The sequence below is a fragment of the Pseudomonas sp. PS02303 genome, from assembly GCF_029959925.1.
Lineage (GTDB): Bacteria > Pseudomonadota > Gammaproteobacteria > Pseudomonadales > Pseudomonadaceae > Aquipseudomonas > Aquipseudomonas mandelii.
On record NZ_JASCOM010000116.1, the window covers coordinates 1 to 18,867 of the forward strand.

Here is an 18,867-nt window from a genome sequence, read left to right on the forward strand (position 1 = left end):
GTAGGAGCGAGGCTTGCCCGCAAAGGGGTCAACCGGATTTCTGTGGAGAGGCCGCTGGCGCTTTCGCGGGCAAGCCTCGCTCCTACAGGATTTTGGGTGCGACGCAGATTATGTTCGGCCATAAAAAACGCCCCCGATCGCGAGATCGGGGGCGTTTTCGTGTCAGGGGCGAAAATTACTTCGCCTTCACACCTTCAAACGAAACGTACAACTCGACGGCATCGGACGCTGGGCCCAGGTCTTTCTGCTTGCCGAAGTCGGAACGCTTGATGCTGGTGGTGCCTTCGAAGCCGGCACGGTAGCCGCCCCATGGATCCTTGCCTTCGCCCAGGAAGGTAGCCTTGACCACGACTGGCTTGGTCACGCCAAGGATGGTCAGGTCGCCGGTCACGTCGGCAGTGTCTTTGCCAGCGGCGTTTTTGCCGGTGGATTTAACGCTGGTGGAGACGAACTTGGCTTTAGACCCGTCCAGGAAGTCTTTGCTGGCGATGTGCTTGTCGCGCTCGGCATGGTTGGTGAACACACTGGCGGTGTTGACGTTGAACTCGATCTTGCTCGCTTCCGGCTTGGCCGCATCGAAGCTGAACTTGCCGTCGATGTCCTTGAAGGTACCGGTGATGTAGCTGTATCCCAAGTGGCTGATCTTGAAGTCAACGAAGGCGTGCTGGCCTTCTTTGTCGACGACGTAGTCAGCCGCCATCACGTTAGCGGACAGCAGAGCCGAACCGATTGCCACAGCAGCGAGTGTTTTTTTCAACATGCTTTCTATTCCTTTGGAGTCGAGGTTGAACTTCAGGCTTTGCGGCCCAGCATTCGATTGAGGGTCGCATCACGATCGATAAAGTGGTGCTTCAATGCTGCCAACGCGTGGAGACCGGAAAAAATTACCAGCGCCCACGCCAGATACAGATGAATCACACCGGCGGTGTCTGCCTGGTCCGGTAGTCCGGAAACCAGCGCAGGAATTTCAAACAGGCCAAACACCGAAATCCCGACACCGTCTGCGGTGGAAATCAGGTATCCGGCAATCATCACAGCAAACAGGCTGAAGTACAGGAACGAATGACCGAACTTGGCGCCGAGACGCGTCATGCGGCTATACGTGTCCAGTGTCGGCGGTGGCGGGCTGATAAAGCGCCACAACACCCGCAGGACCATGACAGCCAACAACACCAGGCCAATGCTCTTGTGCAATTCCGGCGCGTCTTTGCGCCAGGTGCTGTAGTAGTCGAGACCGACCATCCACAAGCCCAGCGCGAACAAACTGAAGACCGCCAGCGCCACGCCCCAGTGCATAAAGACGCTGACCCAACCGTAGCGGGAAGAAGAGTTACGTAGCTGCATTGCCCAAATCCTGTGAGAACTGCGACCAAGACTATCGAGTTATCCATCGAATTAAAGCGGAAAATTTCGCTTTGAAATATCGAGAAATACGATCAAGAGTCTGAAATAGAGTCGTTAAGAAAAGATTAAAGACCAATGTGTAATAAAAAATGAAGTCCCGCCATGGAACACCTGCGCCACAAGATTTATTCGATTCTTGTGATTGGTTTCTTTCAGGCATAAAAAAACGCGGCATGTCTGCCGCGTTTTTTTGAGTGCCAAAAGCTTACTGCGCTTTGGTTTCCGTCGCCGGGGTCGTAGAAGTTTTTGCCGCTGGTTTCTTCGCGGTTTCAGCCTTCTTCGCCGGGGCTTTGGCCGGCGCTTTTTTGGCTTCGGTCTTGGCAGCAGGCTTTTTCACCGGGGCTTTCTTGGCCGGCTCGGCTTTCACCGGGGCCACAGGCTTCGGCGCTTCAACCGGTGCAGGTGCTGGAGTCGGTGCCGGCGTTGGAGCAGGTGTCGGCGCCACTGGCTCTGGTGCCTTGACCGGTTCCGGCTTCTTGTCGTCATCGGACGAACCACCGAACAGGTTGGTGAAGAAGTTGCCTTTCTTCGCCGCCACCGCGCCGGCCGCTACAGCGGTCGCTGCCGGCACAACCTTCGCAGGCTCAAACGACTTGCCCGCCGCCAGGTCTTCGACCTGACTGGCCGCGCGTTGACCGGTGCGCAATGCGCCTTCCAGCGTGCCTGGGTACAAGGTGTCGGTGTGTTCGCCAGCGAACGCTACGCGTTGCAGCGGACGTTCCCACAGGCGCCAGTATTTGCTGATCTGGCCCGGGCCGAAGGCCAGGTAAGCGCCGCCCATCGACGGGTCGGTGCTGTAGCGGCGGATTTCATAACCGGTGAACGAACCGCGCGCCTGTGGATAAAACGCATGCAGACGAATCAGCACCTGGTCGACCATCTGCTTGTCGCCGAACGCCTGCATCACCCGTGCGTTGTCGCCGGACAGGTTGATCACCACGTTGGCGCCACCCTTCAGCGCCGGCTCGACCCACAACATGCCCAGGCCGGTGTTGCTGTAGATCTCGCCGGACATGCGCGCCTTGCTTTCCCACACTGGCGTCTTGAACTTCAGCATGATCTGGTCACGCCAGCCGTAGTTGGTGCCCTTGATAGCACCCAGGTGCTGGGCGTCCAGCGCCGGGATCATCTGAATCTTGTTCAGGGCGCGCAACGGCACGGCCACCACCACGTAGTCAGCCTGATAGCCAACGCTGCCGACTTTGACGGTCACACCGTCCTTGTCCTGGTTGATGGACGACACCGGAGAGCTGGTCTTGATGGTTTTCAGCTGTTTGACGAAGGCCTGGGCCAGTACCGGGCTGCCGCCGAGCAGGCGCGAAGCGCGCAGGTCACGGTCGGAGACGCCACGGTAAACACGGCTCTGCTGTGCGAAATACAGCAGCGACAGGCGCGAAGGTTCGTCGTAACGGGTACGAATCTGCTGGTTCACCAACTGACGTGCCGTGGCTGGCAGGCTCAGACGGTCGAGCCAGTTGGAAACGTTGATCTGATCCAGAGCGTGCAGCGTACTGTTGGCCGCCGGGTTCTGTGGATCTTCGATCGAACGCGCCAGATCGTCCAAGGTCTTTTCGTAGCGCTTGAGGGCTTCGGCGGTGGCCGGTTCCTTGGTGGCCAGGTCGGCGGCGGTGTAATACACGCCATCGATCAGGTAGCTCGGGGTCCGCACGAATTCAGGGGCTGGCGTGGTGCTCAGCTTGAAGGTCGATACGTATTTGTTCAGCACCGGTTGGGTCTTGTCGTTGCCGATCCACTCACTGGTGGCCATACCGGAGCGACCGCCCAGGCTCGGCTTGGCTTCCAGCAGGGTCACCTGCCAGCCTTTGTTCTGTAGTTCATAAGCGGCAGTAAGGCCCGAGAGCCCGCCGCCGATCACGATCGCCGTTTTATCCTTGGCCAGCGCAGACACGCTGAACAGCCCCAACATCACCAGCGCACAGGCGCGCAGCCAACCAGCAGACATTCAGCGAACTCCGGAAATACACGAGGAAATAGCGGTTTTACGAGTCAGACGACTCAAAGAACCGCGAAGAATACGTCAGCCATCAAAAGGCCGCCAGCGACGTCTATCGACCTATACAAAGTAGCTCAATCGACACAATGGGTTGTCCCCGTGCGATGCATTGCATAGGCTTGCGCGATTGTTTGCCCGCGAAACCAGCGAGCCGCCTCGAGGAGACTGAACATGGGCCTGAATAATCAGTGGATGCAACGCGATCTTGCGGTGTTGTGGCATCCCTGCACCCAGATGAAAGACCACGAACAGCTGCCACTGATCCCGATCAAGCGCGGTGAAGGCGTATGGCTGGAAGACTTCGAAGGCAAACGCTACCTCGACGCCGTCAGCTCCTGGTGGGTCAACGTGTTTGGCCACGCCAACCCGCGCATCAACCAGCGCATCAAGGATCAGGTCGATCAGCTGGAGCACGTGATTCTGGCCGGTTTCAGCCATCAGCCGGTGATCGAGCTGTCGGAGCGTCTGGTGAAGATGACGCCGGAAGGCCTGACGCGGTGCTTCTACGCCGATAACGGTTCGTCCTGCATCGAAGTCGCGCTGAAAATGAGCTTTCACTACTGGCTCAACCGCGGCCAGCCGAACAAGAAGCGCTTTGTCACCCTGACCAACAGCTACCACGGCGAAACCATGGCGGCGATGTCGGTGGGCGATGTGCCGCTGTTCACCGAGACCTACAAGGCGTTGCTGCTGGACACCATCAAGGTGCCGAGCCCCGATTGCTACTTGCGCCCCGAAGGCATGAGCTGGGAAGAACACTCGCGGAACATGTTCGCGGCCATGGAACAGACGTTGGCCGAGAACCACGACACTGTCGCGGCAGTGATTGTCGAGCCGTTGATCCAGGGTGCCGGCGGCATGCGCATGTATCACCCGGTGTACCTCAAACTGCTGCGCGAAGCCTGTGATCGCTATGGCGTACACCTGATCCACGACGAAATCGCCGTCGGCTTCGGCCGCACCGGGACGATGTTCGCCTGTGAACAGGCCGGCATCCGCCCGGACTTCCTCTGCCTGTCCAAGGCCCTGACCGGCGGCTACCTGCCGCTGGCGGCCTGCGTCACCACCGACGATGTCTACAGCGCCTTCTACGACGACTACCCGACCCTGCGCGCGTTCCTGCATTCGCACAGCTACACGGGCAACCCGCTGGCGTGCGCGGCGGCTTTGGCGACGCTGGATATCTTCGAAGAAGACAACGTCATCGAGAACAACAAGGCATTGGCGCAGCGCATGGCCAGCGCGACCGCGCACCTGGCCGAACACCCGAACGTTTCGGAAGTGCGCCAGACCGGCATGGTGCTGGCCATCGAGATGGTCAAGGACAAGGCAACAAAAGAAGCTTATCCGTGGCAAGAGCGTCGCGGTTTGAAGGTGTTCCAGCACGCGCTGGAGCGCGGTGCTTTACTTCGACCGTTGGGCAGCGTGGTGTATTTCCTGCCGCCGTATGTGATTACACCGGAGCAGATCGATTTTCTGGCCGAAGTGGCCAGTGAAGGGATCGACATCGCGACCCGTGAAGGCATCAGCGTGTCGGTGCCGAAGGACTTCCACCCCGGCTTCCGCGATCCGGGCTGAGTCACCGAAAAACCCTGTGGCGAGGGAGCTTGCTCCCGCTCGGCTGCGAAGCAGTCGTACTCCGGCTTGCGCGTTTTAACTGACAAATCGCGGTCGCCGGGTTTGGGGCTGCTTCGCAACCCAGCGGGAGCAAGCTCCCTCGCCACAAAAGCTGATTGAGCACGCTGCTATATTCGACTTTTACAGAGATCCAAGATGAGACTGTCCCGCTTCTTTATCGACGCCCCCTTGAGCACCGGCGAACACGAATTGCCCGAGGCCCAGGCCCATTACATCAGCCGCGTGTTGCGGATGGTCGAGGGTGATGCGCTGCAATTGTTCGACGGCTCAGGCCATGAGTTTCGGGCCACGCTGGTGGAGGTCGGCAAGAAGCGCGTCGTCGTGCAGATCGATGAAAGCTTCGCCGGGCAAATCGAGTCGCCCTTGCAGATCCACCTCGGCCAGGGCTTGTCCCGAGGCGAGCGCATGGATTGGGCGATTCAGAAAGCCACTGAACTGGGCGTCACCGAAATCACCCCGATCTTCAGCGACCGCTGTGAAGTCCGCCTGAAGGATGAACGCGCCGACAAACGCCTGATGCACTGGCGTCAGGTGGCGATCAGCGCGTGCGAGCAATGCGGGCGTTCACGGGTGCCAGTGATTCATCCGCCGCTGTTGCTGGCGGACTGGTTGAAGCAGACCGAGGCTGAGTTGAAACTGGTGCTGCATCCGGTGGCTGAGCCGTTGGTGAGTCATGCCAAACCGACAACCTTGGCGTTTCTGATCGGGCCTGAGGGCGGGTTGTCCGATGCGGAAGTCGAGCAGGCCAAGGCTGACGGTTTTCACGCCGCCCGCCTCGGTCCTCGCGTATTGCGCACCGAAACCGCACCCGTCGTGGCGTTAGCGGTGGCGCAACAACTGTGGGGCGACTTCTAGGTTCTGATCGTTCCCACGCTCCGCGTGGGAATGCAGCCCGTGACGCTCCGCGTCACTGGACGCAGAGCGTTCCTAGAGGCATTCCCACGCAGAGCGTGGGAATGATCTGTCCGCAACTACTGCACCGGATCACTCACCGGTTTGGCGATGATGGCTTTCAGCTCGCTGGTCATCGGGAATTCCAGGTTCAAGCCTTTGGGCGGGATCGGCTGTTGGAACCAGCGGTTATAGATGCCGTTGATTTCCCCTGAGCTGTACAGGTCGGCCAGCGTGGAGTTGACCAGTGCCAGGAACTGCGGATCATCCTTGCGCACCATGCAGCTGTAGATTTCCCGCGACTGCTCCTCACCCACCACCACCCACTTATGCGGATCGCGGGCCTTCGCTCGTTCACCATAGAGCAACGCGTCGTCCATATAGAACGCCGCCGCCCGACCCGACTGCAGCATCTGGAAAGCCTCGCCATGGTCCTTGGCGCTGATCACGAACATATCGATCTTGTGATCGACGTTGTAACTCTTCAGAAACCGTTCATTCGTTGTGCCCGCGGTGGTCACGACGTTCTTGCCGCGCAGGTCAGCGAAACTCTTGATACCGCTGTCCTTCGCCGTGAGCAACTGACCCTTCACGTAGATAAACCCGTAGGAAAACGCCACTTGCTGCATGCGCTCGGCGGTCACGCCGGTGGAGCCGCACTCAAGGTCGACCGTGCCGTTCTGCACCAGCGGAATGCGCGTTTGCGAGGTCACCAGGTTGTACTTCACCTGCAGATCCGGCAGTTCAAGCTTTTGCTTGATGCGCTCGACAATCTTGCTCGCCAGGTCCACCGAATAGCCCATCGGCTGCCCCGTGTGATCACCCACGTAGGAGAACGGCACCGACGCGTCGCGATAGCCCAGCGTGATGCTCTTGGCATTGGCAACTTTGTTCAGCGTACCGGTCAGTGGCGTTTCGTTGGCCTGGACCTGACTGGCGAGCAGCAGACCGAGGGTGCAGCCGATCAACGTGATTTTTTGCATTGTTATTCTCCGTTGTGGGTTGAGCGATTAGCGGCGCGCTGCGATCACGGTGATTTCCACCAGGACCTCGGGACGGGCCAGTTGCGCCTGCAAAGTAGTGCGGGTTGGCGATTTGCCCGGTGACAGCCACTGCGACCAGACCTCATTCATGGCGGCAAAGTCGCGGCCAATGTCGTTCAGGTAAATGGTCGCGTTGAGCAGATGATCCTTGTCGCTGTCAGCTTCGGCCAGCAACGCATCGATCTTCGCCAGCACCTCGGCGGTTTGGCCGGTGACGTCGAGGCTGTCACCCGGAACCTGTCCCGAGAGAAACACCAGATCGCCAAAGGTCACCGCGCCAGAGAGCCGGCTGTTGCTGTTGATACGGTTGATGCTCATCGGTTTTTCCTTTTCAAGTCAGGCGACGCGGGGGGCGAGGCCCTGCATTTCAATCGAGGGTGCGCGCCGGGCGATCAACTCGCTGAGCAACCGGGCGCTGCCGCAAGCCAGGGTAAAACCCAGGGCGCCATGGCCCAGGTTGAGCCACAGGTTGCGGTACGCCGTCGCGCCAATCAACGGCACGCCGCTGGGGGTGGCCGGGCGCATTCCGGCCCATTCGATGGCGGCGGTGTAATCGCCGGCATTGGGTAAGGTTTCCTGCGCCTGGCGCTTGATCAGCGCCAGACGTTTGGGGTCGAGCGCCGGGTCGAAGCCGACGATGTCGACCATCGCCGCCACGCGCAGTTGATCACCGATGCGGGCATAAACGATCTTGCGGTTGTAATCGGTGATGCTCAGCTCCGGCGCGCGATGTTCGGTGCGCACGGGCAAGGTCAGGCTGTAGCCCTTGAGCGGATACAGCGGCAGGTGCATGCCGGGCAGCGCCAGCGCCGGACTGCGATGACCGGCGGCGATCACCAGTTGCTCGACCGGCAGCACGTGCGAACCCATTTCTACAGCCTGCACCGCGCCATCCGCGTGGCGAATGCCGGTGACCTTGCGTCCCAGCAAAAACTCGCAACGCCCCGACGCCTGGAGCCGAGCCAGCAGTTGCTGGCAGAAAGCATGGCAATCGGCGACTTCTTCGTCAGGCGTATAAATCGCGCCCACAAACGGCGCCTCGGCAAGCGCAGGCTCCAACTGTGCGCATTCGGCACGCGACAGCACGTGCTGCTGTTGCGGATCGGCCAGGCCATGGCGCGCATGCTCAAAACTCGCGGCTTCACGAAACGTCACCAGTTTGCCGTTGCGCCGCCAGGCGAAGCCGTCGAGACGGTCTTCGTCCCGCCAGCCTTGCAGCGTGGACTGGCTCAGCAGCGCCAGACGCAGCAGGTGCGCGCCGTTGCGCTGATTCACAGAACGACGGCACGCCGCCAGGAAGGACCCCATCCAGCGCCATTGCGCCGGGTCCAGGCGCGGACGCAACTTCAGCGGAGAGTCACCGCGCAGCATCCAGCCAAGCGCCTGCAACGGCACGCCGGCATCGGCCAGAGGCGCGACGTAACGGTAGGACAACTGGCCGCCGTTGGCGAAACTGGTCTCGCTGCCCAGCGAATCCCGGGCCTCGATCAGCGTCACGTCGATGCCGTCGCGAACCAGTGCGTAAGCCGTCGTCAGGCCGATGACGCCGCCACCGATGATGCAAACCCGCTGAGCCATGTCTGTCCTTAACCGTTGTTGAAACAGGCTTCAGGTTAGGACCAGGTGACAGACCTTGAACAATGCATAAAGATGCCTGACCCATAAACAAAGGTTATGGACTTGCCATGCGACTGCGACACATCGAGATTTTCCAGGCCATTCGCCAGACCGGTTCGGTCAGTGGCGCCGCGCAGTTGCTGCACGTGTCGCAGCCGGCGGTGAGCAAAGTGCTGCAACACGCCGAGCAGCAACTGGGCTTCCCGTTATTTCTGCGGGTTCGCGGTAAATTGCAGGCCACGCCCGAAGCGCTGGAGCTTGAGCGCGAGGTCGACAAGGTCACCGAAAGCCTGCAAGGCGTGCGACGTCTGGCCCAGAGCCTGCGCCGCGAGCCGGGTCACAGCGTAAGGATCGGCGCGATCCCGGCGCTGGCCTTGTCGCTGCTGCCGCCGGCCATCAACGAGTGGACGCAACGCTACCCGGACATTGTCTGCGAGCTGTCCAGCGCCCACAGCCGTGAGTTGATGCAGAATTTGTTGATGCGCGAAGTGGATGTCGCGCTGACCTTGCAACCGCCGGATCATCCGGGCCTGAAGGCGCAGCCCCTGGCCTGCGGGGTGTTGGTGGCGCTGGCGCCGTTGGGCTATTGGACCGACGACGCCTTGGGCCAGCCATTACCCTTGATCGAACTGGCCGGCGCGCCGCTGATCGGCCTGTCCAGCGCCGATCCGCTGGCGGCCAGGCTCGACAGCTACCTTGAGGCGGTCGAGCCGCCACCACGGGTTCGCATCGCCGTGCAGACCTATTCGCTGGCGCGGGCGATGGTTGAATCCGGTGCCGGGCTGGCGGTGATCGACCCGTTTACTGCGCTTGGCGCATCCCCCGCCACCACGGCGATTCGACCTCTGGCGCCAGCGTTACCGATCACGTTGTATGCGGTCACCCGCGCCGACGAACCGCCGCCCCATACCTTGAGCGACTTGTTGCAGGTGTTCAGCCGACGGGCGCAGGCACAACTGGATCGCCTGTGTTCCTGAGGGAGCATGCCTGCTCGCGAATGCGGTGGATCAGTCAGCGATGATGTCGACTGACCTGGCGCTTTCGCGAGCAGGCTCGCTCCCACAGGTTTTTCATATAGCTGCGGTGCGATCTACAAGACATAAAACATAATCGCCACGAAGTGCAGCAGACTCCCGGCGATCACGAACAGATGCCAGATCCCGTGGGCATGACGCAAACGACTGTCCAGCGCAAAAAAGACAATGCCCACGGTGTACAACACGCCGCCCGATGCCAGCCAGGCAAAACCTGTGCTGCCCAGCGCCGCCAGCAACGGCTTGACCGCCACCAGCACGATCCAGCCCATCACCGCGTAGATCACGATCGACAGAATCCGCGCTTCCGAACGCGGTTTGATCTCTTGCAGGATGCCGATCAGCGCCAATCCCCAGACAATTCCGAACAAGGTCCAGCCCCACGGCCCGCGTAGCGTCACAAGACAGAATGGCGTGTAACTGCCGGCAATCAGCAGGTAGATCGAAAAGTGATCGACCTTCTGCATGATCGCTTTCTTGCGCCCGCGCACGCTGTGGTAAACGGTCGATGCGCTGTAAAGCACCATCAAGGTAAATCCGTAAATCGCCACGCTGACAATCTTCCACGGGCTGCCGTCCATGCTGGCAATCACCAGCATCCACACCACCCCGACCATCGCCGCCACCGCACCGACCAAATGCGTCCAGGCGTTCAATCGTTCCCCGTGATACATGTGTCGCCCACCTCAACATTCGTTACAACATGGCGCAAGGCTCAGCCCTTGAGCTTAAAAGCGCAATGTTTCAGATCACAAATCCGCGCATACGTGCACAATCGAGCCATTCGACCAAGAGTCACGCCCATGCTGATCGACGAAGAGTTGACCCTGAAAAAACTCGAGGTGTTCCTCGCCTTCATGCGCACCGGCAACCTGGCCCGGGCCGCGGCCGAGTTGCAGACCAGCAACGTCAGCGTGCACCGCGCCATTCACTCGCTGGAAAGCGCCTTGCGCTGCCCGTTGTTCAAGCACGAAGGCCGCAACCTGACACCGCTGGAAAGCGCTTATGTGCTGGAAGAACGCGCCCAGAAGCTGATTCAGGACGTGGTCGAAACCGTGCGCCTGACCCGCGAAGCGGCCGGGTTCTCGGCGGAACGTTTCAAGCTCGGCTCGTTGTATTCGCTGACGGTGAAGACGGTGCCGCAGCTGATCATGGGCCTGAAAATCCGTCGCAGCGAGCTCAACATCGACTTGATCCTCGGCTCGAATTTCGACCTGCTGTACAAGCTCAAGAACATGGAAGTCGACGCGATCCTGGTGTCCCTCGACGACAGCGTCAACGACCCGGACTGCGAGCAGATTCCACTGTTCTCCGATGACATCTTCCTGGCCACGCCAGCGGATTCGAAGTTTGCCCAACGGGCGGAAGTCGACCTGGCCGAAGTGCGCGACGAAACCTTCATCACACTCACTCAGGGGTTTGCCACGCATCAGGACGGCAACCGGGTGTTCAAACAGGCGGGGTTCGAGCCGAAGGTGGCGATGCAGGTCAACGACATCTTCACCCTGCTGAGCATGGTCAGCTCGGGGGTGGGTTATGCGTTGCTGCCGGGGCGGATTGCGGCGGTGTATGAGAACCGTGTGAAGCTGATTCCGTTGCAGGAAAAGTATCGGTTGCAGCAGCACATTGGCGTGGTGTTTCTGAAGGCCAAGGAGCGCGATCCGAATCTGCTGGCGTTGTTGGCGGAGTGTCGGATGTATGCCAATCGCCAGGCCTGAGACCCTGTCGCGCCCTTCGCGGGCAAGCCTCGCGCCTACAGGCATTGCGCAGATCCTGTGGGCGCGTGGCTTACCCTCTAACGCATCAGCCCATTAATCCGCGCATGATCAGAAACAGCAACGAAGGCCCGAGTAAACAGCCCAATGCCGTGTAGAACGCGGCGGTCAGGCAACCATAAGGCACCAGTTTCGGATCCGTGGCCGCCAACCCGCCCGCCACACCGCTGGATGTCCCCATCAAGCCCCCGAAGATCACCGCACTGCGTGGGTTGTTCAGGCCAATCATCGGCGCCACGAACGGCGTCATGACCATCACCAGAATGGCTTTGATCAACCCTGCGGCAATCGACAGCGCCATGACCTCGGAACTGGCACCGATGGCAGCCCCGGTGACCGGACCGACGATATACGTCACAGCCCCGGCACCAATGGTGGTCAGGCTGACCGCATCGGTGTATCCGAAGGCCATGGCCACGGCGACACCGGCAATAAACGACGTCCCGACGCCGACGAACAACGCCAGTACTCCGACAAAACCGGCACGTTTGAGCTCATCGACACTGACGCCAAACGCCGTGGCCACAATGGCGAAATCGCGCAACATGGCACCGCCCAGCAGGCCGATCCCGGACAGCAACGGGATGTCCACCACGCCTTTCTGGCCACCGGTCAACGCACCACCGACATACGACAACAACAGGCCGAGCAAAATGGCGATGGCCGAGCCGTGCAAGCGGCCTTTAGTGAACGTATTGGAAATCCAGTAGGACACCCACATGGTCACGCCGACAATCAGAAAGCCACTGATCAGGCCGTAACCGGTAATTACCTTCATCATCGATTCGTACATGGCGATCACCCTACCGTCTTCGGAGGAATGACGGAGGCGGGTTCCTTGTTGCCGATGCGTACCAGCACCGGCACCAAGGCAAAGGCGATAACCACCGCTGCCGTCCCCGCCAGAATCGCCATCGGCCCACCCTTGAGTGCGCCATAGACGTTTTGTTGCGCCGCCATGGCGACGACGATCGGAATATAAATTGCGCTCCAGAACTCCACGCCCTGCTCTGTCTTGCCTTTGAACCAACCACTTTTATTCAGGTAACTGCCGAGGCCGATCAACAGCAGCATCGCAATACCTACACCGCCAACGTTGGCCGGTACGCCAATCAGCTTGCCGAGCAGTTCACCGACAAAAATACCCACCAGGGTACAAAAGGCGAGAAACGCCACACCATAAATAATCATTGTTGTTGTCCTCAAAGTGCATCGTCGAATGTTGTTTTTGTTGTTCGAAGGCTTGAGTCGGTGGTCTAGGGTTGGCGGCTTCCCTCCTCACGCAACAGCGCCTGCAAGGTATCGAGGCGAGCACCGTCGAAGGCAATGACGGTGCCCTGCTCGAACACCCGGCGCGCCAGCCCGGTCAGCACCGCACCGGGCGGCAGTTCGATCTGTAGACGTACGCCACGCTCATAAGCGCTTTGCACCGTGCCGCGCCAATCCACCACGCGGCACATGTTGAAAGCCAGGTCATCGCGCAAGGCTTCGGTGTTGATGACGGGCCGGGCGCGACTGCCGCTCAGGTAACTCAATGTCGGTGTTTTCAGTTGCACATTGGCGAAGGCTTCGGCCAGGGTTTTCGCCGGAGCTTCCAGCAGCGGGCAATGGGAAGGCACGCTGACGGCCAGTCGTTTTGCCAGACCTGCACCGCGACCTCGGGCCAGTTCGGCGACAGCTTTCATCGCCGCATCGCTGCCAGCAATCACCACTTGGTTATCGGCATTGATATTGGCCAGGTAAACCGGCATATCGACGCGGTGAACCTGCGCCAGCAACCCTTCCACTGTCGCCAGATCCAGACCGATGATCGCGGTCATGCCGTAGCCCTGAGGATAAGCCTGCTGCATCAGCTCACCACGCAGGCTGACCAGATGCAGCGCATCGCTGAAGCTCAGGGCGCCCGCCACCACCGCTGCCGGGTAGGCGCCGATGGACAATCCCGCCACGTAATCCGCTGCCATTGATAACTGGCGTGAAGCCGCGACGCCGGCAATCAACAGGCAAAGCTGAACGGCCCTTGTTGATTTCAACGCCTCGGCGCAATCCAGCCGCAACACGTCTTCGCCCAGCACTTCACTGGCCTCATTCACCGTTTCGAGAGGCAAACGGTGGAGCATGCCCGGTTGCTGCGCGCCCTGACCTGGGAACACCAGCAAACTGCTCACGCTGCTTGCTCCCACGGATCAATCACCAGGCAGGCTTCACGGGCGTTTTTCAGCAAAACCCGGCGGGCAGGACTGGCCCATTCGCGCAGGGCGACGGCGCCGAAAGGCGTCTGCAACTGCATGTCTACCTGGCACGCAGCCGTGTCCAGAATCTTCACCAGCGCCTGCGCTTTCAATCGATCCAATGGTTGCGGGGTGCGCAGGATCAAGTCGAGATCACTGCCCTCGTGCAACGCCTGAACACCGCTGGCCAATTCAAACCCGGCGCTGCCGCTGACGCCCCACGCCCAACCGAAGTCATCGAGCATCGGCCGCAAATCATTGAGGGCGCGTACTGCTGGCAAATCCCGCTCGATCAAGGCATGACAAAGGTCTTCCGGTCTGACGCGACGAGCAATCGCAGCGATCGACATCACCGTTGCAAACCGCTGCTCACGCAACCGCCCACGTACCCCGACCGCGACGTGATCCGGCGCACTCAACGCACGCCGAACCACCACCGGCTGACCTGCGCTGACCGACTCGATCGCCCATGCAGGCGCGTCCATCGGCAGCTGCTCCGGGGTCATCCCCCAAAGCAGGTCGTGGGCCAGAAACGTATTCACCACTGCGCTCTCAGCAATTGGCGAACGGTGCTTGATGCCGCACGGTTGGTCGCGCCCAAGCGGCTGCTCAGATCACGTCCGCTGGTGGCGACATCGCCAATGGCAAGGTTCAGGCATTCAGTCACCCGCGCCAGATCCGCCGTTGTCGGCCGCTCGATCTGCTCCACCGACAAGATTTCCCAAAGCAATCCCAGACTCGCATAGCTGTCGATGTCATAAGCCATCGGCGGCACGCTGGAAGCCAGGGCTTCGAGTTCTTCGACGCTGCGCAACGTCACCCGCGCTGCCGATGCCTTGCCCATCGCATGGACCATCACGCCCGGATCACGCAAGGCAATCAAGCGATTGGCCTGATACCCATGGGCCAGAAACGCCCCGGACATCGCCTTGCCCACCAGCAAGCCAATCACCGCATGACCGGCCAACCGGGCGCGGGCATAACTGTCTGCCGCACCCGCCAGAGCCTGATGAATGCCGAGCGCTTCTTCGCGCCGACCGTAAGCCTGGCTCGGCACATCGACGATGGCGACCAAAGCGCGTTTGTGCGGTTTATCCGTGTCTTCGGCGATGACGTCATCCACCGCCTTGGCCAGGCCCCAACCTTCCAGCAGACCGACCTCGCCATTGCGGGCGCGGACGAAACGGTTGTCGGGATCAGCCACCACCGCGATAAACCGTACAGACTGATCACCCAATACACCGTCGGCGACCCTCAACGAAGCGGGCAAACCTTCGACCGGTTTCGCGCCCGCACTCAAGGCGTTGAACCAGTTCAAACCTCTCAGGGAATACGAACTCATGAGCGCTCTCCTTGATACAGATCGCGAACCACTGACGGCTCGATTTGCGGTTCGGCGTCCAGACGGGCCAGCCGTTGCAGGAACAGATCGGCCTGACGGCTGCGTTGCTGTGCCGGCAAACCTTGCTTGAGTAACTCACCGACCTGCTGCTGAATCTGCGCCACGTCGTCGGCGACATAACGGTCCACCAAACCGCTGGCAAAACGCTGCTCGCCACCGGTCAGGCTCCAGATGAAAGGACGGTCGCGGGAGTCGTATTCCTCAAGCCCGGCTTCCTGTTCGATCACTTGCGGACCGTTGAGGCCAAGCCGCGCTTCCTGAGTCACCAGCAAATAGCTGCACAACCCGGCGGCAATCGACATCCCACCAAAGCAACCCACGCTGCCGGCGACTACACCGATAACCGGCTGGTATTGGCGCAGGTCGACAATCGCCGCATGAATATCGGCAATCGCCGCCAGCCCAAGATTGGCTTCCTGCAAACGCACGCCGCCGGTTTCCAGCAGCAACACGGCGCGAGTGGGAATGCCATTGCGGTTGTCTTCGGCGGCGAGTTCCAGCGCACCGGCAATCTTCGCCCCGCCGACCTCACCGAGACTGCCGCCCTGAAATGCACCTTCGATGGCGGCGATCACCACCGGCAATCCACCGATGCTGCCCTTGGCGATCACCACGCCGTCATCGGCTTGCGGCACCACGCCCTGGCGCGACAGCCACGGCGACATGACGCGTTGAAACGGGTCGAGCAATTCGCGGAAGGTGCCAGGGTCGAGCAAGGCTTTCGCCCTTTGCCGGGCGCCGAGTTCGACGAAGCTGTGCTTGTGTAGGAGTTCTTTACTGTCAGTCATGACCGATCTCCTCAAAGCCTTGTTCCAGACGCAAGCGCACCACGCCGGGGGTCGCGCCGAAATCGTGGATATCAATGGCCATCGCTGGCGGTGTCTGGCCGTCGAACATCCGTGCAAACAGATGCTGCCAGCGTTGTTCAGCGCCATTGACCGAGGTCTGCACCTTGATGGTCAGCTTGCCGGCCTGACCCGGTTCGATCAGCACTTCCAGATCGCCCGAACCGACACAGCCCACCAGCGTGCGGCCCCGTGGCGGCTGCCCGGCGGGGAATTCAAAGGATAAGGTTTCCATCAGAAAGCTCCCGACTCGATGCGGTCGATAAACAGGCAGGCGGCGAGCAAATCCGCGGCACCGCCGGGCGACGCATTCAATGCGATTAATTGTTCGTCCAATTCGTGCAGACGGCGGCGACCGGCGAGGCTGGCACTGCCGCCCGCATCGAGTACCGCTTGGGCACCAAGCTGCATGGTTTGCAGGCCGTGTTCGCCGGCGCGGTAGAGCACGCAGGTGTCGGCCAGGTTCGTCATGATTGCGAGCAAGGCGTCGAGCCGGGCGTTCTGCTCGCCATGGCCCAAGGCGCGGCTGCGTTTGAGTTGTGGCAGTGCGCGTTGCAGAACCGAAGGAAAGCCGAGTTGGGCTTCTTCACGGGCACCGCGAGCGCCGTAGCGTTGGGCAACCTGGGCGCCATGGCTGAGTGGACGTGGTGCGTAACGGTCGTCGATTAACGCGAGTCGGGCAGCACGCAAAGCAATCGGGCCTGCGGCACTGGATTCAGGCTCAAGCGCGCAGGCCGTGACCAAAAGACCCAAGGCCCAGATCGCCCCGCGATGGGTGTTCACGCCAGCCGTCGTGGCGAGCATCGCTTGCTCCCCTTCCCGACCGATCCGTCCAACGGCTTCACGCAGCGGCACACCAACTTCGCCAGATTCAATGGCCGCTTGCGCCATTTCCTTGAATGCAGGCCACAGCGACAGCGCCGAGGCGTGCATCAGCCCGAGGTGCAAATCGGTATGAGCGCCATTGCCACGACGGTCGACCAACGCCGGTTTCGGCGACAGGTCCGCTTCGTCGATCAATGCGTCCACCGCCAGGTCCGCCAGCCGTTCAGCCAGGGAAAGCGTTTTCGGTTGCAGGTTGAATGCGTGCATTACCAGCTCCTGAACTTGGCGGGCGGGTTGTAGAGGCCACCGGACCACTCGACCAGATCAGCCACGCTCTTGGCCGCGAGCAATTCGCGGGTGGCGTCGGTGCGGCGGATGCCGAGGTCTTCGGGCAAGGCGATCAAGCCTTCACGGCGCATGCGTGCGGTGTCTTTCGGGTTGTGGCGCAGGCCGATGGCGGTCACTCCGGCGACGGCGGCGATCATCGCCTGACGTTCTTCCAGCGAACGGGCCTTGTACAAATAGGCGATGCCTTCTTCGGTCAGCAGGTGGGTGACGTCGTCGCCGTAGACCATGATCGGCGCCAGCGGCATGCCGCTTTTCTTCGCCACTTCTATTGCATCGAGGGTTTCGACGAAGGTCGGTTTGCCGCCCTCCTGGAAGGTCTCGACCATTTGCACCACAAGTTTTTTACCGCGTTCGAGCAACGCTTCGGGCGCGTCGTCATGGCGCATGTCGAGCCAGGCCGGCGTGCTATGACGGCGACCGCGCGGGTCGTGGCCCATGTTCGGCGCGCCGCCGAAACCGGCCAGGCGCCCACGGGTCACGGTGGAAGAATGGCCGTCGCCATCGACTTGCAGGGTTGCGCCGATGAACAGGTCCACCGCGTATTGCCCGGCGAGTTGGCAGAACATCCGGTTGGAGCGCAGCGAGCCGTCGCGCCCGGTGAAGAACACGTCCGGCCGCGCGGCGATGTAGTTTTCCATGCCCAGTTCTGTGCCGAAGCAATGCACGCTTTCGACCCAGCCGCTTTCAATCGCCGGGATCAGCGTCGGGTGCGGATTGAGCGTCCAGTTGCGGCAGATCTTGCCCTTCAGGCCTAGGGATTCGCCGTAGGTCGGCAAGATCAATTCGATAGCGGCGGTGTTGAAACCGATGCCGTGGTTCAGCGACTGAACGTTGTGTTTTTCGTAGATCCCACGGATCGCCATCATCGCCATCAGCACGTGCACAGGCTTGATGTGCCGTGGGTCGCGGGTGAACAGCGGTTCGATGTAGAACGGCTTGTCCGCCACCACCACGAAATCGACCCACGACGCGGGAATGTCGACGCGTGGCAGGTCGCTGACATCGTCCACCAGTTGGTTGACCTGGACGATGACAATGCCGTCGCTGAAGGCGGCCGGCTCGATCAAGGCGGGGGTGTCTTCGGTGCTCGGGCCGGTGTAGATGTTGCCGGCGCGGTCGGCCATGAAACCGGCCGAGAGCACGACGTTGGGAATCAGGTCGACCACCAGCCGCGCATAGAGCTCGATGTAGGTGTGGATCGCACCGATTTCCAGCAGGCCGTCTTCCAGTAACTGGCTGATGCGCAGGCTCTGGGTGCCGGCGAAGGAGAAGTCGAGCTTGCGGGCGATGCCGCGTTCAAACAGGTCCAGGTGCTCGGAGCGGCCGACGCTGGGCATGATCATGTGCAAATCATGCAGCTTGGCGGGATCGGCCTTGGCCAGGGAGCGAGACAGGAAATCCGCCTGCTTCTGGTTATTGCCTTCCAGCACCACGCGGTCGCCGGGCAGGATCAGAGCTTCCAGTGCCGCGACGATGTTGTCGGTGGGCAGGACCACACCGTCGGCAAGATCCTTGACCAACGCCAGACGCCGCTGCTTTTCGCTGCGCCGCCGCGTCCATCGCGAGTCGGGGGATATTGTTGTTGTCATGACCACTCCACGGGTTCGCTGTCGTGGGAGTCACCTTAGGAGGGTTGGGTGGGGAGCATCAATCAAGCACAGAGACGGATCGTTACGATCACCGTAACGATCCACACCGACCCGATCGTTCCCACGCTCTGCGTGGGAATGCCTCAAGGGACGCTCCGCGTTCCAGCTCCCGAATGGGACGCGGAGCGTCCCGGGCTGCATTCCCATGCGG

The 18,867-nt window shown here is 60.9% G+C and carries 20 protein-coding genes and 1 pseudogene; 4 read left to right on the forward strand and 17 right to left on the reverse strand.

What is annotated here, in order from left to right; translation table 11 throughout:
• Positions 1–175: 175 nt before the first annotated feature.
• The 3 genes from QMX98_RS21685 to QMX98_RS21695 form a co-directional block, all read right to left on the reverse strand.
• Positions 176–760, reverse strand: coding sequence for a YceI family protein (locus tag QMX98_RS21685; protein ID WP_010466914.1), 585 nt, complete (start codon positions 758–760; stop codon positions 176–178).
• A gap of 32 nt (positions 761–792) precedes the next feature.
• Positions 793–1,344 (reverse strand): cytochrome b, encoded by a 552-nt coding sequence (locus QMX98_RS21690; RefSeq protein WP_282411357.1) that lies wholly within the window; start codon positions 1,342–1,344, stop codon positions 793–795.
• A 265-nt stretch (positions 1,345–1,609) separates the two neighbouring features.
• On the reverse strand, positions 1,610–3,367 hold the full coding sequence (locus QMX98_RS21695) for a flavin monoamine oxidase family protein (RefSeq protein WP_145306751.1): 1,758 nt from the start codon (positions 3,365–3,367) through the stop codon (positions 1,610–1,612).
• A gap of 222 nt (positions 3,368–3,589) precedes the next feature.
• Here QMX98_RS21695 and QMX98_RS21700 point away from each other — a divergent pair, with 222 nt between their 5' ends.
• A complete protein-coding gene (locus QMX98_RS21700; protein WP_282411358.1) occupies positions 3,590–4,996 on the forward strand; it encodes an adenosylmethionine--8-amino-7-oxononanoate transaminase in 1,407 nt (468 codons plus the stop codon).
• 195 nt (positions 4,997–5,191) lie between these two features.
• Complete coding sequence (locus tag QMX98_RS21705; protein WP_282411359.1) at positions 5,192–5,911, forward strand: 16S rRNA (uracil(1498)-N(3))-methyltransferase; 720 nt, start codon at positions 5,192–5,194, stop codon at positions 5,909–5,911.
• 116 nt (positions 5,912–6,027) lie between these two features.
• Here QMX98_RS21705 and QMX98_RS21710 read toward each other — a convergent pair whose 3' ends face one another.
• From QMX98_RS21710 to QMX98_RS21720, 3 genes are read right to left on the reverse strand one after another with little or no spacing between them, the layout of a single operon-like run.
• Positions 6,028–6,930, reverse strand: a complete 903-nt coding sequence (locus QMX98_RS21710; RefSeq protein WP_017341248.1) for a transporter substrate-binding domain-containing protein — start codon at positions 6,928–6,930, stop codon at positions 6,028–6,030.
• 27 nt (positions 6,931–6,957) lie between these two features.
• Positions 6,958–7,308 carry a RidA family protein gene (locus QMX98_RS21715; RefSeq protein ID WP_282411360.1) on the reverse strand — a complete coding sequence of 117 codons (351 nt, stop codon included), beginning with the start codon at positions 7,306–7,308 and terminating at the stop codon, positions 6,958–6,960.
• Between the two features lie 18 nt (positions 7,309–7,326).
• Positions 7,327–8,568: a D-amino acid dehydrogenase gene (locus QMX98_RS21720; RefSeq protein ID WP_145306749.1), complete on the reverse strand. Its 1,242-nt coding sequence runs from the start codon at positions 8,566–8,568 to the stop codon at positions 7,327–7,329.
• Between the two features lie 107 nt (positions 8,569–8,675).
• Here QMX98_RS21720 and QMX98_RS21725 point away from each other — a divergent pair, with 107 nt between their 5' ends.
• Positions 8,676–9,584: a LysR substrate-binding domain-containing protein gene (locus QMX98_RS21725; protein WP_077747237.1), complete on the forward strand. Its 909-nt coding sequence runs from the start codon at positions 8,676–8,678 to the stop codon at positions 9,582–9,584.
• On the opposite strand, the pseudogene QMX98_RS21730 reads toward QMX98_RS21725, so the two are convergent.
• Together QMX98_RS21730 and QMX98_RS21735 are read right to left on the reverse strand one after the other, a co-directional pair.
• Positions 9,581–9,697 (reverse strand): annotated as a pseudogene (locus tag QMX98_RS21730) (metal ABC transporter ATP-binding protein); the annotation flags it as partial. The gene QMX98_RS21725 and the pseudogene QMX98_RS21730 sit on opposite strands and share 4 nt — an antisense overlap.
• Positions 9,698–10,315 carry a hemolysin III family protein gene (locus tag QMX98_RS21735; protein WP_010466891.1) on the reverse strand — a complete coding sequence of 206 codons (618 nt, stop codon included), beginning with the start codon at positions 10,313–10,315 and terminating at the stop codon, positions 9,698–9,700.
• A gap of 129 nt (positions 10,316–10,444) precedes the next feature.
• Here QMX98_RS21735 and QMX98_RS21740 point away from each other — a divergent pair, with 129 nt between their 5' ends.
• Entirely contained in the window at positions 10,445–11,359 is a 915-nt protein-coding gene (locus tag QMX98_RS21740; RefSeq protein WP_077747236.1) for a LysR substrate-binding domain-containing protein, read from the forward strand.
• 85 nt (positions 11,360–11,444) lie between these two features.
• Here the strand turns inward: QMX98_RS21740 and madM are convergent, their stop codons facing one another.
• The 9 genes from madM to mdcA all read right to left on the reverse strand — a co-directional run bounded on the left by madM (position 11,445) and on the right by mdcA (position 18,656).
• Positions 11,445–12,209 carry a malonate transporter subunit MadM gene (madM, locus tag QMX98_RS21745; RefSeq protein WP_010466889.1) on the reverse strand — a complete coding sequence of 255 codons (765 nt, stop codon included), beginning with the start codon at positions 12,207–12,209 and terminating at the stop codon, positions 11,445–11,447.
• 5 nt (positions 12,210–12,214) lie between these two features.
• Complete coding sequence (madL, locus tag QMX98_RS21750) at positions 12,215–12,607, reverse strand: malonate transporter subunit MadL (protein WP_010466888.1); 393 nt, start codon at positions 12,605–12,607, stop codon at positions 12,215–12,217.
• 65 nt (positions 12,608–12,672) lie between these two features.
• Positions 12,673–13,584 carry a malonate decarboxylase subunit epsilon gene (gene mdcH / locus QMX98_RS21755; RefSeq protein WP_083375555.1) on the reverse strand — a complete coding sequence of 304 codons (912 nt, stop codon included), beginning with the start codon at positions 13,582–13,584 and terminating at the stop codon, positions 12,673–12,675.
• Entirely contained in the window at positions 13,581–14,192 is a 612-nt protein-coding gene (locus QMX98_RS21760) for a malonate decarboxylase holo-ACP synthase (RefSeq protein ID WP_282411361.1), read from the reverse strand. The genes mdcH and QMX98_RS21760 overlap by 4 nt, the downstream gene beginning before the upstream one ends.
• On the reverse strand, positions 14,186–14,989 hold the full coding sequence (gene mdcE / locus QMX98_RS21765) for a biotin-independent malonate decarboxylase subunit gamma (protein ID WP_282411362.1): 804 nt from the start codon (positions 14,987–14,989) through the stop codon (positions 14,186–14,188). Before mdcE ends, QMX98_RS21760 begins: the two co-directional genes overlap by 7 nt.
• Positions 14,986–15,837 (reverse strand): biotin-independent malonate decarboxylase subunit beta, encoded by an 852-nt coding sequence (locus QMX98_RS21770; RefSeq protein WP_010466884.1) that lies wholly within the window; start codon positions 15,835–15,837, stop codon positions 14,986–14,988. Before QMX98_RS21770 ends, mdcE begins: the two co-directional genes overlap by 4 nt.
• Positions 15,830–16,129, reverse strand: a complete 300-nt coding sequence (locus QMX98_RS21775; protein WP_008026217.1) for a malonate decarboxylase subunit delta — start codon at positions 16,127–16,129, stop codon at positions 15,830–15,832. The genes QMX98_RS21770 and QMX98_RS21775 overlap by 8 nt, the downstream gene beginning before the upstream one ends.
• Positions 16,129–16,986 carry a triphosphoribosyl-dephospho-CoA synthase gene (locus tag QMX98_RS21780; protein WP_010466883.1) on the reverse strand — a complete coding sequence of 286 codons (858 nt, stop codon included), beginning with the start codon at positions 16,984–16,986 and terminating at the stop codon, positions 16,129–16,131. The genes QMX98_RS21775 and QMX98_RS21780 overlap by 1 nt, the downstream gene beginning before the upstream one ends.
• Positions 16,986–18,656, reverse strand: coding sequence for a malonate decarboxylase subunit alpha (gene mdcA, locus QMX98_RS21785; RefSeq protein WP_077747234.1), 1,671 nt, complete (start codon positions 18,654–18,656; stop codon positions 16,986–16,988). Before mdcA ends, QMX98_RS21780 begins: the two co-directional genes overlap by 1 nt.
• Between the last annotated feature and the right edge of the window lie 211 nt (positions 18,657–18,867).